Annotated in this window: 8 protein-coding genes and 1 CRISPR repeat array (1 of these 9 only partly in view); of the genes, 2 read left to right on the plus strand and 6 right to left on the minus strand. The window is 37.5% G+C overall.

Annotated features, from left to right (window positions below):
* Positions 1-84: 84 nt before the first annotated feature.
* The 6 genes from OOL07_RS02790 to OOL07_RS02815 all read right to left on the minus strand — a co-directional run bounded on the left by OOL07_RS02790 (position 85) and on the right by OOL07_RS02815 (position 9,252).
* Positions 85-1,386, minus strand: a complete 1,302-nt coding sequence (locus tag OOL07_RS02790; RefSeq protein ID WP_264694901.1) for a tetratricopeptide repeat protein — start codon at positions 1,384-1,386, stop codon at positions 85-87.
* A gap of 57 nt (positions 1,387-1,443) precedes the next feature.
* Positions 1,444-2,376: an HBL/NHE enterotoxin family protein gene (locus OOL07_RS02795; protein WP_264694902.1), complete on the minus strand. Its 933-nt coding sequence runs from the start codon at positions 2,374-2,376 to the stop codon at positions 1,444-1,446.
* Between the two features lie 149 nt (positions 2,377-2,525).
* Entirely contained in the window at positions 2,526-3,017 is a 492-nt protein-coding gene (locus OOL07_RS02800; RefSeq protein WP_264694903.1) for a YchJ family protein, read from the minus strand.
* A gap of 1 nt (position 3,018) precedes the next feature.
* Positions 3,019-4,914, minus strand: coding sequence for a RelA/SpoT family protein (locus OOL07_RS02805; protein ID WP_264694904.1), 1,896 nt, complete (start codon positions 4,912-4,914; stop codon positions 3,019-3,021).
* Positions 4,915-4,936: 22 nt separating this feature from the next.
* Entirely contained in the window at positions 4,937-8,851 is a 3,915-nt protein-coding gene (gene hrpA / locus OOL07_RS02810) for an ATP-dependent RNA helicase HrpA (protein ID WP_264694905.1), read from the minus strand.
* A 128-nt stretch (positions 8,852-8,979) separates the two neighbouring features.
* Complete coding sequence (locus OOL07_RS02815; protein ID WP_264694906.1) at positions 8,980-9,252, minus strand: DUF2024 family protein; 273 nt, start codon at positions 9,250-9,252, stop codon at positions 8,980-8,982.
* Between the two features lie 248 nt (positions 9,253-9,500).
* On the opposite strand from OOL07_RS02815, the gene OOL07_RS02820 reads away from it, so the two are divergent.
* Together OOL07_RS02820 and OOL07_RS02825 are read left to right on the plus strand one after the other, a co-directional pair.
* On the plus strand, positions 9,501-11,324 hold the full coding sequence (locus OOL07_RS02820; protein WP_264694907.1) for an assimilatory sulfite reductase (NADPH) flavoprotein subunit: 1,824 nt from the start codon (positions 9,501-9,503) through the stop codon (positions 11,322-11,324).
* A gap of 13 nt (positions 11,325-11,337) precedes the next feature.
* Entirely contained in the window at positions 11,338-13,080 is a 1,743-nt protein-coding gene (locus OOL07_RS02825) for an NADPH-dependent assimilatory sulfite reductase hemoprotein subunit (protein WP_264694908.1), read from the plus strand.
* A gap of 237 nt (positions 13,081-13,317) precedes the next feature.
* A CRISPR array of direct repeats spans positions 13,318-14,234; the repeat unit is 28 nt; unit sequence GTTCACCGCCGAATAGGCGGTTTAGAAA (it continues 915 nt past the right edge of the window).

A 14,234-nucleotide genomic window follows, 5' to 3' on the forward strand; every position in this document is an offset into this window, starting at 1 on the left:
TTAAAAAAAACAAATTAGTCTACTTATCAAATAATAGTTTGGCTATTTTAGTTAAGCAAGAAGCAAATGAAACTTTATATGATATTAATTAATATAAGCATCTAAAGTTTCATTAAATTTACTAGGCTTTACTTCAGGAGGTGCATCGGCATCTGTAGATAATAATTGGGCAAGACTATAGGCCGCAGCGGCTTTACCTTCAGGAATGGCAGTATTTCCAAAAGCATACATTTCTTCAGAACTATTCTGTACCCCTGCATAACCTTGATCCGCTGCAAGGCGAAACCATTTTGCTGATTCTTGCTTGTCTTGGGGTACCCCTCGACCTGTCAAGTATAATAACCCTAAATTAAATTGGGCCTCATTACTATTTTGCTCTGCTGCTAATCGAAACCATCTTGCTGCCAATTTATCGTTTTGCACAACACCTTCTCCGACTAAGAACATTCTTCCTAAGCTATTTTGTGCTTCAATATCCTCTTGAGCACCAGCCAATTCAAACCACTTAGCCGCAAGCTTATTATCTTTAGCTACCCCTTGTCCCGTAAGATAAAGAAATCCCAATATAGATTGAGCTTCCGGATCTCCTTGCCTTGCAGCAAGTTGAAACCATTTTACTGATTGCTGATAATCTTGAGGTACTTTTAAACCTAAATAATAGACACCACCTAAGCTACGCTGGGCATCCATATTCCCATGTTCTGCCGCACGAAGCAGCTGTTTTATTGTCTGTACACTATCTTGAAGTCCATCTACCCCAAGATAGAACATTTTACTTAAAATGAGTTGAGCATTGGTACTACTTCGACCAGCAGCTTTTTGAAATAGCCCCATAGCTTTTCCTTCATCTTTTGGCACCCCACGCCCTGTAAGATATAACATACCTAAAACAGACTCAGCTTCCACATTGCCTTGATCAGCAGCTAATTGAAACCACCTCGCTGCCTCCTTATCATCCCTAGGTACAGTTCTACCTTCTAAGTGCATTTTTCCTAAACTATTTTGAGAGTCTGCATAACCTTGGTGTGCAGATTTCTCATACCATTCCATAGCTTTTCTATAACTCCAAGTCACACCTAAACCAGTTAAATACATTCTACCCAAACTATTTTGAGCTTCTGGATCCCCTTGATCAGCGGCCATTTGGTACCACTTGACCGCTTCTTTGTAGTCTTGAGGAACACCTAGTCCAAAATTATGAATCACACCTAAATAAAACTGTGCTCGTGGGTTATTTTGAGAAGCTTCAGGTACAAGTTTTTTTAGAGCTAGTTCGTAATCTCCACTATGAAATGCATTCATCCCATCTTGGAGACTGGCATATCCAAGCGTTGAAGTGAGTAATAGAATGGAAGTTAAGGTGAAAGTAAGTCTTAATATACTCATTTAGCGTCAGATTTTTAATATCAAAAACTAAATTAATTGAATGTATGCTCTTTAGCTTTAATGCTCAATATTATTTATTTTCTCTACGGCGGCAATAATTTCATTATATAGAATCTCCCAACTTTCATTGATATTTTTTAAAGTATCTGCAACATCTTTGCTGACATATACTAAATTAGTTACTTGATCGCTTATTCTTTGAAGAGCAGATTCATGAGGATTATAAGCAACTATATTCTCTAAGTTACGAGAATGTCGATCTATAGTTCTTTTATGGCTAATACCACCTAGGAGAATTTCAAGACTCCCAATAGTAATAATAGTCGCACCAAAAAGAATAAACTTTTTGCCCATCCCGTTAGTATCAAGATCGATTAGCCCGCCAAGAATAAAAATAATGCTACCGATAATTAGCATTGCTACTAGACCAGCATCTATTGCAATTCCTCCGTGAATCTGTTCACGTAAAGATTGGTTATGAGCATGAAGATAGTCTATCTCTTCTTTATCTTCAATACTCACTATATTTATTGATGTAATCGCTTGATTAAGATTCTCATCTTTTACTTTAATATTTGCTTGAAAAGATTGTAAGCTCTCAAAAAGAATTAACCAGCTAGATTGCTTACTCTCCGCCTCGCTTTTTAAATTCTGTAAATTGCTAATAAGATCTTCACGATTATCTTTTTGATTTAGCTTGTTAGTAAGTACTTCTAAAGAGGGGTATAGGGCATCAAAACGCTCTAAAAATTGATCTAATTCGTCACGAGCATGAGCAAGGGTAGGATTAAGATTATTTTTCCACTCAAAACAAGAATCTCTTATTTCCCGTAAAGGCTGATCAACCATATGTAAATCAAAAGGTCTTTGAGCAAGTACTACCCTTACATAGGAGTCAAGGAGCTCGCAAGAATTTAATAATAGGCGATTTTGGCCATGTATTTTTTTGCTAATTGAAAGTTGTTGGAAATTACTATGTTCGCTGGTCATTTCTTATACTCTAGTACACTAGGTATAAAATTTAGCATAAAAAGAAATGGTTTTACAGAAACTATAAAGGGTGGCATTAAAATAAAGGAAACTTAAATAGCATACTTCTATTTGAGTAGATCAATAAAGATTGGTTGGAACCGAATCAATCATTTCCCACAACATCGTTTATATTTTTTGCCACTACCACAAGCACAAGGTGTATTTTTCCCTAGATTAGTTTGTTGATCTGGTTGGGCAATGGATTTCACTTTACCATCTAAATAATACCAATATCCTTGCTGTTTTTTAAAGCGACTAATTTCATTTAATACATATTGTTTATCATTTAATGAATAATATGCTTTAAATTCAACAATTCCTTTGGAATCATTTTCTTCCCCTTTTTTCTTTTCAATAATCTCTAAGCGATTCCATTGGGTTTCGCTTTTAGGAAAATCTATTTTTTTAGGCCGTGTAGTGTTATCCCAAGTAGCTATTGTATATTCTTTATTTTGTATCGCAAAAGCAGTATAGCGAGCTCGCATTAATGTTTCAGCTGTAGATGCTTGCTTTTCTCCAGAGTGATACACACCGCAGCACTCTGGGTAATTTAACCCAGAATTACAGGGGCACAGAGTGGTGATTTGTGCTTCTGACATCTTATTTTTTCCTTTGAACCCATGAAACATCGATCAAGCGTTTTTGACGCTCTAAGGATAATTTTATAATGTTAATGCAATTAGTCCGGTGCGCGGCAACTCCGTTATTTTTGGTAATATAACCAATAATTGAATCTTTCACTATAGGTTGGCAGCAACCTGCTCTTCGTGCCGATATGTCACTTATTCCAGTGGCTTGTATGCTATATTGGTCTAAACTCTTCTTATAGGGCATGCTCGAACGGCTAGGAGATGATTTTATTAGCTCTACTTTAGTTATTTGTTCCTTAATTGCTGTATTGAGTTGATTAATACTAATATCGCCATAGCCTATTGCAGCTAATAAATTATCTTCACTCTGATGGTGAAATTTTTTTAATAGAGGCTTTAAATCTACTTCATTTAATTTATTTCTATGGCGAGTTTGCTCAAGCAAAACCCTCCCTTGGTCTATATAAATAGGTTGGTCTTGTAGCTTAAACCAGTGTTGAATTTTAGCCCGAGCTTGAGTAGTGTATAAGTACCCTAACTTCGGATTAAGCCAATCTCTACTTGGAGTACTTTCTCGAGCGGTGAGTATTTCAATTTGCTGTCCGCTGATGAGTTTTTGAGTAAGAGGTGCAATAACCCCATTGATTTTAGCCCCCCTGCATCGATGTCCTACTTCTGTATGGATAGTATAGGCAAAATCTAAAGGGGTAGATCCCTCTGGTAAATCAATGACCTGTCCTGTAGGGGTAAAGACATACACCCGATAATCAAATACTTTAGTTTTGAGCTGATCTAATACGTGGTGGTTTAAATTTTCTTCTCCTTCTTCTTTTTTTTCCAAAAAACTCCGTAGCCAAATAATCCGTTGTTCAAAACTAGAATCTGATTTAGATCCCTCTTTATATCGCCAATGGGAAGCTACTCCTAATTCAGATTCTTGATGCATTTCTAGGGAACGAATTTGAATTTCCACGGACTTTCCTAAATGATCTCTTACGGCCGTGTGCAGAGAGCGATAACCATTCGCCTTAGGACGAGCAATATAATCATCAAACTCTTCAGTAATAGGAGTCCACAAATTGTGGACTAGACTCAGTGCTGCATAGCACGATTTAGTATCTTGGACGATAATTCGAAAAGCGTGTATATCGAATAATTGCTCGAAATCGAGGTGCTTTGCCTGCATCTTCTTCCAAATGCTATATAGATGCTTAGGTCGACCACTGACCTTTCCTTGGATATTTGCTTGGGCGAGGGTTTGTTCAATTTGCCCAATAACTTGGGCAACGTATTGTTCACGGTCAGATCGGCGTGCTTTTAATTTCCCAGCAAGATCTTTATAAGCTTTAGGATTTAGGTATCGTAAAGCAAAATCTTCAAGTTCCCACTTAAGCTGCCAAATCCCTAAGCGATTTGCAAGGGGGGCAAAAATATCTAAAGTTTCTTGACCTAATTGTTGATGTACCGATTCTGTATCGTTTTTAGCTTGACGTAGCAAACATAGGTGATTTGCTAAACCGATCAGCACTACTCTAGGATCTTCTACGATAGCCAGCAGCATTTTGCGGAATTTCTCCACTTGCTCTGGAGATTTTTTGTTATATAAATAATGATTGAGTGCTAAAAAATGCTCTGACCCCTGAAGTAAACGAGTAATAACTAGTCCTAGTTTACGGGTAGTTACTCGATAGTCAATGACTCCTTTTTCCGCTGCAGGAAGTAAAAATCCAGCTACTTGTGTTTCTATATCTACTTTTAAATGAGAGAGTAATTCTACTAACGTATACCCTTGGGATGTTAAAGAAGCATCCACACCCATCCAATGGGTAAGTAATTCTTTCGCTTTTTTAAAGTCTGAAGAATCTTGATAGTCAACAGTATTAAGATAAGAATATGCTAATACCATGATTTATTTAATTTTAGGGTAATTAAATTTTTTCCCACAGAGATTTTAGTCGCTTAGAAGAAATAGAGCAACTTGTACCAAGTTCTTGAGCAAAAAGAGAAACACGATACTCCTCTAGCATCCAGCGATAGGTAGTCAATTCAGGTCTTATTTTTCCCTCTTTATACTGGATTTTCCATCTTTTGAGATAAGCTTCCCATAAAGAAAGAATTTCTTTACATCGCTGCTGATCTCGCTGAGGATCCTGATGTAATTTAGTATAGCGAAGTTTTATCGCCTCTAAGTAGCGAGGAAAATACCCTAAATAATTAGGTGGCGTTTCAGAGATAAACCCATGATAAATCAAATAAGTAAGTTGCTCTTTTATATCATTGATACTGACTAGCCAGCCTATAGGTGATGAGCTATTTATAGTTTTTATAATCAAGTGGTATTGATTCAAGATTTCTGCAATTAAATGGCAAAATTTATTTGCAGTTGAAAATAAATCAGATTTATGTTGATCCTGCCGTAGGACAAATTCTTTTTCATTACGAATTAGGGGGCGATTTGTCAGAAAAGTTCTATCAATAATTACTTTAACCATCTCGTCTTTCAATTCCTCGCAAGAACACTGAGAAAATGAATGTTCATCCCTCCATGGAGAGAGAGGAATATGGGTATAGTACAAGCATGTTTTCTGAATTTTTGGTAAATTTTTCCTTAGTGTTTTTATTTGGCTGCCTAAAGTAAGTATGAAGAGTCGCCTTAAACCCACTGAAGTTATTTCTTCTGCTTCTTCTTTTGAATCTTTAACTATTAAAGAGGCTGAATTTCCTTGATCTTGGAGTGCGGGATAAGCAAGAAGTGGTAATCCTTGTTGCTCAAATTCAATGTGCTCAGGTAGATCTCCAAAATCCCATTGGGTAATTTTTTCCTGATCAGGATAAATATTTACCTTTTCAAAATGAATTTGTGCTTTATGCCCCCATTTTTTTTGTAAAGCATCCAAATCCCGACCAGTAGCCAGTATTTGATTTTTTTCATCTATCAATTGGAAGCCCATCAACAAATGAGGTGGAAAATTGATATCTTCCCAAATTTTTTCTGTAATGTTTATGCCTGCTTTTTTTCGTAATTGATTAGCGAGTACCTCTAAAAAGTTACCCTCTCTAAAGCTAAGTGATTGACAGCAAGATTCGGCAAAATCAGGAACAGGTACGAAACAACGGCGTAGATTTTTAGGGAGTGATTTTATCAAAAAAATAATTTTTTCTTTTAATAATCCAGGCACAAGCCACTGAAATGGTTCATTATTGAGTTGGTTTAGTACTGCAATAGGTACGACTGCCATCACACCATCTTCAGAGTGGCTAGGATCAAACCGATAAGAAAGTGCGAAAGGTATTCCTTGGATTGTAATCTTGTCAGGAAACTTATCTTGAATAATCTCATCCACATCACGGCGAATAAGCATTTCCTCTGTTAAGTAAAGCAAGTTTACATTATCTTTACTCGCTTGCTGATACCAATGCTCAAAGCGAGTACCACTATAAACATCTGCTGGAATATGTTGATCATAAAATTGGTAGAGCACCTCCTCATCGACTAATATATCTTGCCTTCTATTTTTATGTTCTAAGTTTTCAATATTATTAATTAGTTCTTGATTATGATTAAAAAAAGAAGAAGAAGTTTTATATTCACTGTTAATGAGTGCTTCTCGAATAAAAATTTCCCGAGAATGTTTAGCATTAATAGGTCCATAATGCACTCGCCGTTTCGGTACAATGACTAGTCCATAGAGGGTTACTTGCTCATCAACCATCACTTGGGCAGGATTCTTTTCCCAATGAGGGTTAAAATAACTATGCTTTAGTAGATGAGAGGCAAGGGGTTCAACCCATTGGGGATCAATTTTAGCGACACAACGAGCATAGAGTTTAGTGGTTTCTACTAACTCTGCAGCCATAATCCATTTTAGTGCTTTCTTAAATTGTCCAGATCCGGGAAAAATATGTAATTTACTATTTCGAGTGCCTAGGTACTCTTCTTTTTCTGTTTTAAAAGCAATATTAGTGAGCAATCCAGCTAATAATGCTTGGTGAATGATGTTATATTCTGCCGGGATTTGATTAATAGAAAAGCCAATTTGTGTTGCTAGATCTTGTAATTGATGATGGGTATCTTGCCATTCTTTTAAGCGAAGGTAAGATAGAAAGTGATTGTGACAATAAGTGCGAAGCTTATTTTGGGATAGCTGACTTTTTTGATGCTGGAATTCTTCCCAAATATTTAGATAAGAGAGAAAATCTGATTGCTCATGAAGAAAACGGGCATGAGCTATATCTACTGCTTGCTGCTGCTCTAAGGGTCGCTCTCTAGGATCTTGAATACTTAAGCCACTAGCAATAATTAGTATTTCTTTAAGGCAATGAAAGACACCCCCTGCAATAACGATACGGCCAATTTTAGGATCTACAGGTAAGCAAATAAGTTGTTTACCTACTTTAGTTAGGTTTTGGCTTTTATCAATTGCCCCGATCTCTAATAATAAACGAAGACCATCGTTAATCATTTTAGTAGGAGGTGGATCAATAAAAGGAAAATCCTCTGGATCGCCTAATTTTAATCCTTTCATTTGTAGAATTACTGACCCTAGATTAGTACGTAAAATTTCTGGATCAGTAAACTCTGGACGATTTTGGAAATCCATTTCACTATAAAGACGAATACATACCCCTGCTGTAATACGTCCACATCGACCTGCTCTCTGATTAGCACTGGATTGGGATATTTTTTCAATAGGAAGTTGTTGTACTTTATTCCTTGTACTATAGCGACTAATGCGAGCAAGACCTGTATCAATTACATAATGAATGCCAGGTACCGTTAAAGAAGTTTCAGCTACATTAGTAGCCAAAATGATTCGCCGCTTACCTTGAATAGGATTAAATATCTGATTTTGTGCCGTGTTAGATAATCGCCCATAGAGAGGTAGTACATCGCTGTGAAGGGTAGGGTGTTTTTTTAAGAAGGTAGTTGTTTCATGAATTTCTCGCTCTCCGGGCAGAAATACTAAAATGTCACCTAACCCTATTTTGGTACATTCTTTAATTCCCGCTAAAATTCCTTGTTGAATATCTTGATCTTCTTTATCTTCAGCTTCCCTATCTAAAGGGCAATAGCGAATTTCTACTGGATAGCTTCGACCTGATACCTCAATGATTGGTGCTTGGCTAAAATGATCAGAGAATTTTTTAGTATCAATAGTTGCTGAGGTGATAATCACCTTTAAATCAGGTCTCTTAGGTAAGATTTGTTTTAAATAGCCTAATAAAAAATCAATATTTAGGCTTCGCTCATGAGCCTCATCAATAATTAAGGTATCGTAGTAATTTAAATTAGGATCCTTTTGAGTTTCAGCAAGCAAAATCCCATCAGTCATTAACTTAATGTAAGCTGTGGGATTGAACCGATCCTGAAAGCGTATTTTATAGCCCACTAAAGCTCCTAAAGGGCTAGCCAACTCTTCAGCAATGCGTGCCGCTACGCTTCGAGCAGCGATCCGTCTAGGTTGAGTATGACCAATAATCCCAGAAATTCCACGATTAAGCTCTAGACAAATTTTGGGGAGCTGGGTTGTTTTTCCAGAGCCTGTTTCACCACATATAATAGTGACTTGGTGCTGCTCAATAGCAGTTTTAATATCTGCTTTACGATCAGTAATGGGAAGTCCCAGAGGAAATATAGGAGTAGGACGATTATTTTGGCGTTGCTCTCTTTTAAAGTAGGATTGTTCAACGGCTTGAATAATAGAAGTTAGCTGAGAGTCTTGAGAGTTTGGCTCGTTTTTTATAAGCCGCTGTAGTTGGTTTTTTAATCGGCGCTGATCATACCCCATGCAATAGGGAATTTTTGATTTCAAGCGATGCAGTTGTTCTAGATATAGGCTCACAGCAGAAAATATTTAGCAAAAAATAACCCTAACTAAGTAGGGTTACTTCATTTTTAAAACGAAACTAAATTGAGAGAGGAGCTAACTCAGCCCTAATAAGCAAAATAAATATGAGTTAGTTGAATAAATTATCTAGCTGGAGAGGGACATCCTTCCATTTGGAATATATAATACCCATGCTGTTGAATATGATCTTTTACTTTTGGGTTTGCACTTTCACTATGGCAATATCTACAGGATTCTTGCTTAATATTGGCGGCTTCAATTCCAATACTCTTGAGCCACTCTGATGCGTGTTGCTGTGCTGTTTCTTCCGGTTTGCCGGTAGGAAGGAAAACATCGAAATGAAGACGCTTATTTGCTGTAGTGGTTACATAAGTATCATATACATCAATTTGCATAGCTTGCTACTCCTTATATAGATATTAGTTATATAAACATTTCTATCTGCTAATGAAGATAATTCTATTTAATAAAATGAGCAAGAAGTATTGTGAGATACCTATATAATAAAAAATTATAGTAATTAATTTTTTATTCTTTTACATTATAAGGGATATTTGTTATTTTTTAATCTACTCTCTTACAAGATGTATATTAAATACCAGTTTAGATAAGGAATTACCTAAGTAGTAGCTTACATTTATTCATGGGAAATAATTTTTTTAGTGCTCAAAATAGTCCACTCACTGCGGAACAAGCTGCACTTTTAAATCAGCTTATTGGAGATCTTTCTCCAGAACAGAGAACTTGGATCAGTGGTTATCTCGCAGGCCTTAATGCCGTAACCATAGGTAGTGTAGCTTCGCAGATAGTCGCAACTACTGTTAGCAACACATCGAATCCTATTACTGTACTATTTGGTTCTCAAACAGGCAATGCAGAAAAGCTTGCCGAAAAATTATGTACTCAGCTTACAGAAGCAGGATTTGCTCCAAATCTCTGTAGTATGGGAAGTTATAAGCCTAGGCAGTTAAAAAAAGAGCACTATCTTTTTATTATTGCAAGTACCCATGGTGAGGGAGATCCTCCTGACAATGCAGAGATGTTTTATGAATTTCTTCATAGTACCAAAGCACCTAAGCTAGAAGAGTTAGAATTCTCTGTGCTTGCCCTTGGAGATAGTAGCTATGAATTTTTCTGTAAAACAGGACATGATTTTGACTCTAGATTACACACATTAGGTGGGAAGCGGATACTAGACTGTCTCAGTTGTGATGTGGACTATGAAGAAGAGGCAGATGCTTGGATTGCCAACATAATACAAACGCTTTCACAAAAACTTACTACTACAGCTCAATCAGTATCTAGTCCATCATTCATAAACGTAACCAACAATGTTGGATCTACCTACTCTAAAAAGAATCCTTTCTTAGCACCATTGCTTGAAAATATTCAGATTACAGGGCGAGGATCGAGCAAAGAAGTACGGCATATTGCTCTATCTTTAGAGGATTCAAATCTTTCTTTTAAACCGGGGGATGCCTTAGGGGTTGTGCCTACTAATCACCTTGAATTAGTCACTGAATTAATTGGAACTTTAGGCTTTAGCTGTGAGGAGAAAATTACTAATACAAAAGGGGAAGAAATATCATTAGATAAAGCCCTATCCCATGAGTATGAAATTACTACCATTACTCGACCATTTTTAGAAAAATATGCTACGCTTGCTGAATCTCAAGAATTAGATGAACTCTTAAAAGAAGAAAACCGGGAGCGGTTTCGGAAATATATTTACGGGCGAGAAATTATTGATATAGTACAGACTTATCCTATCACCGGAATTACTGCTAATCAATTTATCGGGTTGCTTCGAAAGTTACCGCCAAGACTCTACTCTATTGCCTCAAGTTATCAAGCTAATCCAGATGAGGTTCATCTTACCGTTGCGATTGTACATTATAAAAGCTATGGCCGATCTCGCTATGGTGTTGCGACCACTTTTTTAGCAGAACGGGTATCTGAAGATAGTACAGTACCTATTTATATTGACAGTAATAAAAATTTTCATCTTCCAGAAAATTCAGATACACCGATGATTATGGTAGGTCCTGGTACTGGTGTAGCACCTTTTAGGGCATTTTTAGAAGAACGGGAATTTTTAGAAGCATCAGGAAAAAATTGGCTATTTTTCGGAGATCGTAACTTTCACACAGATTTTCTCTATCAGCAAGAATGGATCACGCACCGTAAGAGCGGTCTACTCACTAAAATTGATGTCGCTTTTTCTCGAGACGATACTCATAAAACCTATGTACAGCATCGTATGCTGGAACGTAGCAGCGAAATTTATACTTGGCTAGAAGAAGGTGCTTATTTTTACGTATGTGGAGATGCAGAATCCATGGCACCTGATGTACATGAAGCCCTATTAACGATTATAGAAAAAGAAGGAGATGTTTCCCGAGAAAGGGCTACAGAATATGTACGAGATCTCCAACAAAATAAGCGTTATCAACGAGACGTATATTAAGGAGGTAAGAGCAATGGCTCAGGACTCACAGCAACAAAGTAATTTGAGCTCAGAAGAAACCCTTAAAAGAGACAGTTGCTATCTTCGGGGAACTATCCTAGAGAGTTTAGCCGACCCCGTTACTGGCTCTGCAACCAGTGATGATATAAAACTCCTTAAATTTCATGGTACTTATCAGCAAGATAACCGGGATTTACGGGTAGAAAGAATGCGGCAAAAACTTGAGCCTGCTTACTCCTTTATGGTGCGCGTTCGAATGCCCGGTGGTGTATGTACTGCTCATCAGTGGTTACAGTTGGATGAAATTGCCCAAAAATATGCTAATCATTCTTTACGCATTACCACTCGCCAAACTTTTCAATTTCACGGAGTCATCAAACGTAATCTAAAACCTACTATTTCTGGGATTAATAAAGCAGGATTAAGTACCATTGCTGCCTGTGGGGATGTAAACCGTAATGTAGTTTGTCACAATAATCCTTATCTTTCTGTTTGCCATGAAGAAGTCTACGACTGGGCAAAACGATTGAGTAATCGTTTTTTACCTCAAACAGGTGCCTATCCAGAAATTTGGCTAGATAAGGAAAAAATTTCTGCAAATTCTTCTATAAAAGAAGAACCTTTATATGGAGAAACCTATCTCCCTCGTAAATTTAAAATAGGGATTGCCTTACCTCCTAGCAATGATATTGACGTATTTGCTCAAGATTTAGGACTCATTGCAATAAGTGATGGAAATCATTTAGTTGGCTTTAATGTAAGTGTTGGGGGAGGAATGGGGATGACTCATAATGTCCCAGAAACCTACCCACGGCTGGCTAGCGTCATTGGTTTTTGCACTTTAGATCAAATATTTGAAGTCGCTGAGCATATTATTAAAATTCAAAGAGATTTTGGAAACCGTGTTGATCGCCAACAAGCTCGCTTAAAATATACCATTGATAGCCGTAGCATAGACTGGTTTAAAGAAGAGCTTAATCAAAGATTAGGCTGGAATTTAGAACCCCCTCGGTCTTATCACTTTGAAAGTAATAGTGATCCTTTTGGTTGGGTTCAAGATTCTAAAGGAAATTGGCATTTAAATCTCTGTTTGCTCAGTGGGCGAATTAAAGATACAGAAGATCAACCCCTAATGACAGGCCTTCGAGAAATTGCAAAAATTCATCGAGGAGATTTTCGCCTAACAACCAATCAAAACCTGACTATTGCAAACATTCCACCTGCTGAAAAGAAGAATATAGAAGCATTGGTAGAGAAATATCACCTACCTATGCCAGAGAAAATTAGTCGAGTACGACAAGATGCTATGTCCTGTGTTGCACTGCCTACCTGTGGGTTGGCCATGGCAGAAAGCGAGCGGATGTTGCCCGGTTTTCTCGATAAATTAGAAGCAACTTTGATACAAGTAGGATTACAAAATGATCCTATTACAGTTCGAGTCACTGGTTGCCCCAATGGTTGCGGAAGACCTTATATTAGCGAGATTGCCCTAGTAGGTAAATCTTTAGGTCGCTATAGCCTTTATTTAGGTGCTGAATTTGCAGGTCAGCGGCTTAACAAGCTTTATAAAGATTCTTTAACTGAAGATGAAATTATCGAAACGCTCACCCCAATTTTTAAACATTACGTTCAAGATCGAAATGAAGGGGAATACTTTGGAAATTTTGTCGTACGCATGGAATATGTAGAAGAAGTTAAAGAAGGAAAAGATTTTAATAAGAAGCCTGCAGAGCCAAAGGCAGCAAAAACCGCATAAATAAAGAAAACATAAAAGGGCAATTATTCATAAATTGCCCTTTAAACTATTTATCTTGTAAAAAAGATTTAATTCTGATTCACTACTTTCCTTTCCTATAAACCCTATAAACCTTCTTTTTTTAGCCTGAGATTTTTATATAGTAGAAACAATAGTTTAAAAATTACCTCATCTGAGGAAGGTTTTCTATGATAATCTAGCGTAACTTCATCATTTTTGAAGGATCTTTAACAATTTGTTCACCGCCGAATAGGCGGTTTAGAAATTGCGACCTTTATGCGTTGCTACTTGATTAGTGTTCACCGCCGAATAGGCGGTTTAGAAATATATAGACGTCTACAAAGTAAGAACGCCCATGTTCACCGCCGAATAGGCGGTTTAGAAAGATAGACACGTTTTGGAGTGTGCTTTTAGACAGTTCACCGCCGAATAGGCGGTTTAGAAAGATCCATTCTTGCCAACCGCTCATCATCTCTTGTTCACCGCCGAATAGGCGGTTTAGAAATAAATAAACTTCTATGAAATAGCTGCTCGAGTGTTCACCGCCGAATAGGCGGTTTAGAAATTTGATAATAAGTTGTGAGTAGTGCTGCCATCGTTCACCGCCGAATAGGCGGTTTAGAAAAAAGATTGGAGGCTCATCCTAAAGTACAGCTTGTTCACCGCCGAATAGGCGGTTTAGAAATTTAGAAGCGTTTAGAATAGGAGTAGTACCTTGTTCACCGCCGAATAGGCGGTTTAGAAACTTTCTCCATGGAGGAGCGGATAGCCGAGAAAGTTCACCGCCGAATAGGCGGTTTAGAAAAACGACAACCTAATAGAGTATACAGCCTCTAAGTTCACCGCCGAATAGGCGGTTTAGAAAAACGACAACCTAATAGAGTATACAGCCTCTAAGTTCACCGCCGAATAGGCGGTTTAGAAAAACGACAACCTAATAGAGTATACAGCCTCTAAGTTCACCGCCGAATAGGCGGTTTAGAAATAAAAACTTGCTCCCGATCTCATCCCTCACCTCGTTCACCGCCGAATAGGCGGTTTAGAAAATTGACAACTTGTAACCGCCTTTCTTCTTTGCGTTCACCGCCGAATAGGCGGTTTAGAAAACCATCTAAACCACAACCACAGCAGCCAACTAGTTCACCGCCGAATAG

This window comes from Candidatus Nitrosacidococcus sp. I8 (assembly GCF_945836005.1).
Taxonomy (GTDB): domain Bacteria; phylum Pseudomonadota; class Gammaproteobacteria; order Nitrosococcales; family Nitrosococcaceae; genus Nitrosacidococcus.

Bases quoted from the DNA above. Each gene is read 5' to 3' on its own strand.
- OOL07_RS02790 (WP_264694901.1), bottom strand. From the start codon at position 1,386: ATGAGTATATTAAGACTTACTTTCACCTTAACTTCCATTCTATTACTC.
- OOL07_RS02795 (WP_264694902.1), bottom strand. From the start codon at position 2,376: ATGACCAGCGAACATAGTAATTTCCAACAACTTTCAATTAGCAAAAAA.
- OOL07_RS02800 (WP_264694903.1), bottom strand. From the start codon at position 3,017: ATGTCAGAAGCACAAATCACCACTCTGTGCCCCTGTAATTCTGGGTTA.
- OOL07_RS02805 (WP_264694904.1), bottom strand. From the start codon at position 4,914: ATGGTATTAGCATATTCTTATCTTAATACTGTTGACTATCAAGATTCT.
- OOL07_RS02815 (WP_264694906.1), bottom strand. From the start codon at position 9,252: ATGCAAATTGATGTATATGATACTTATGTAACCACTACAGCAAATAAG.
- OOL07_RS02820 (WP_264694907.1), top strand. From the start codon at position 9,501: ATGGGAAATAATTTTTTTAGTGCTCAAAATAGTCCACTCACTGCGGAA.
- OOL07_RS02825 (WP_264694908.1), top strand. From the start codon at position 11,338: ATGGCTCAGGACTCACAGCAACAAAGTAATTTGAGCTCAGAAGAAACC.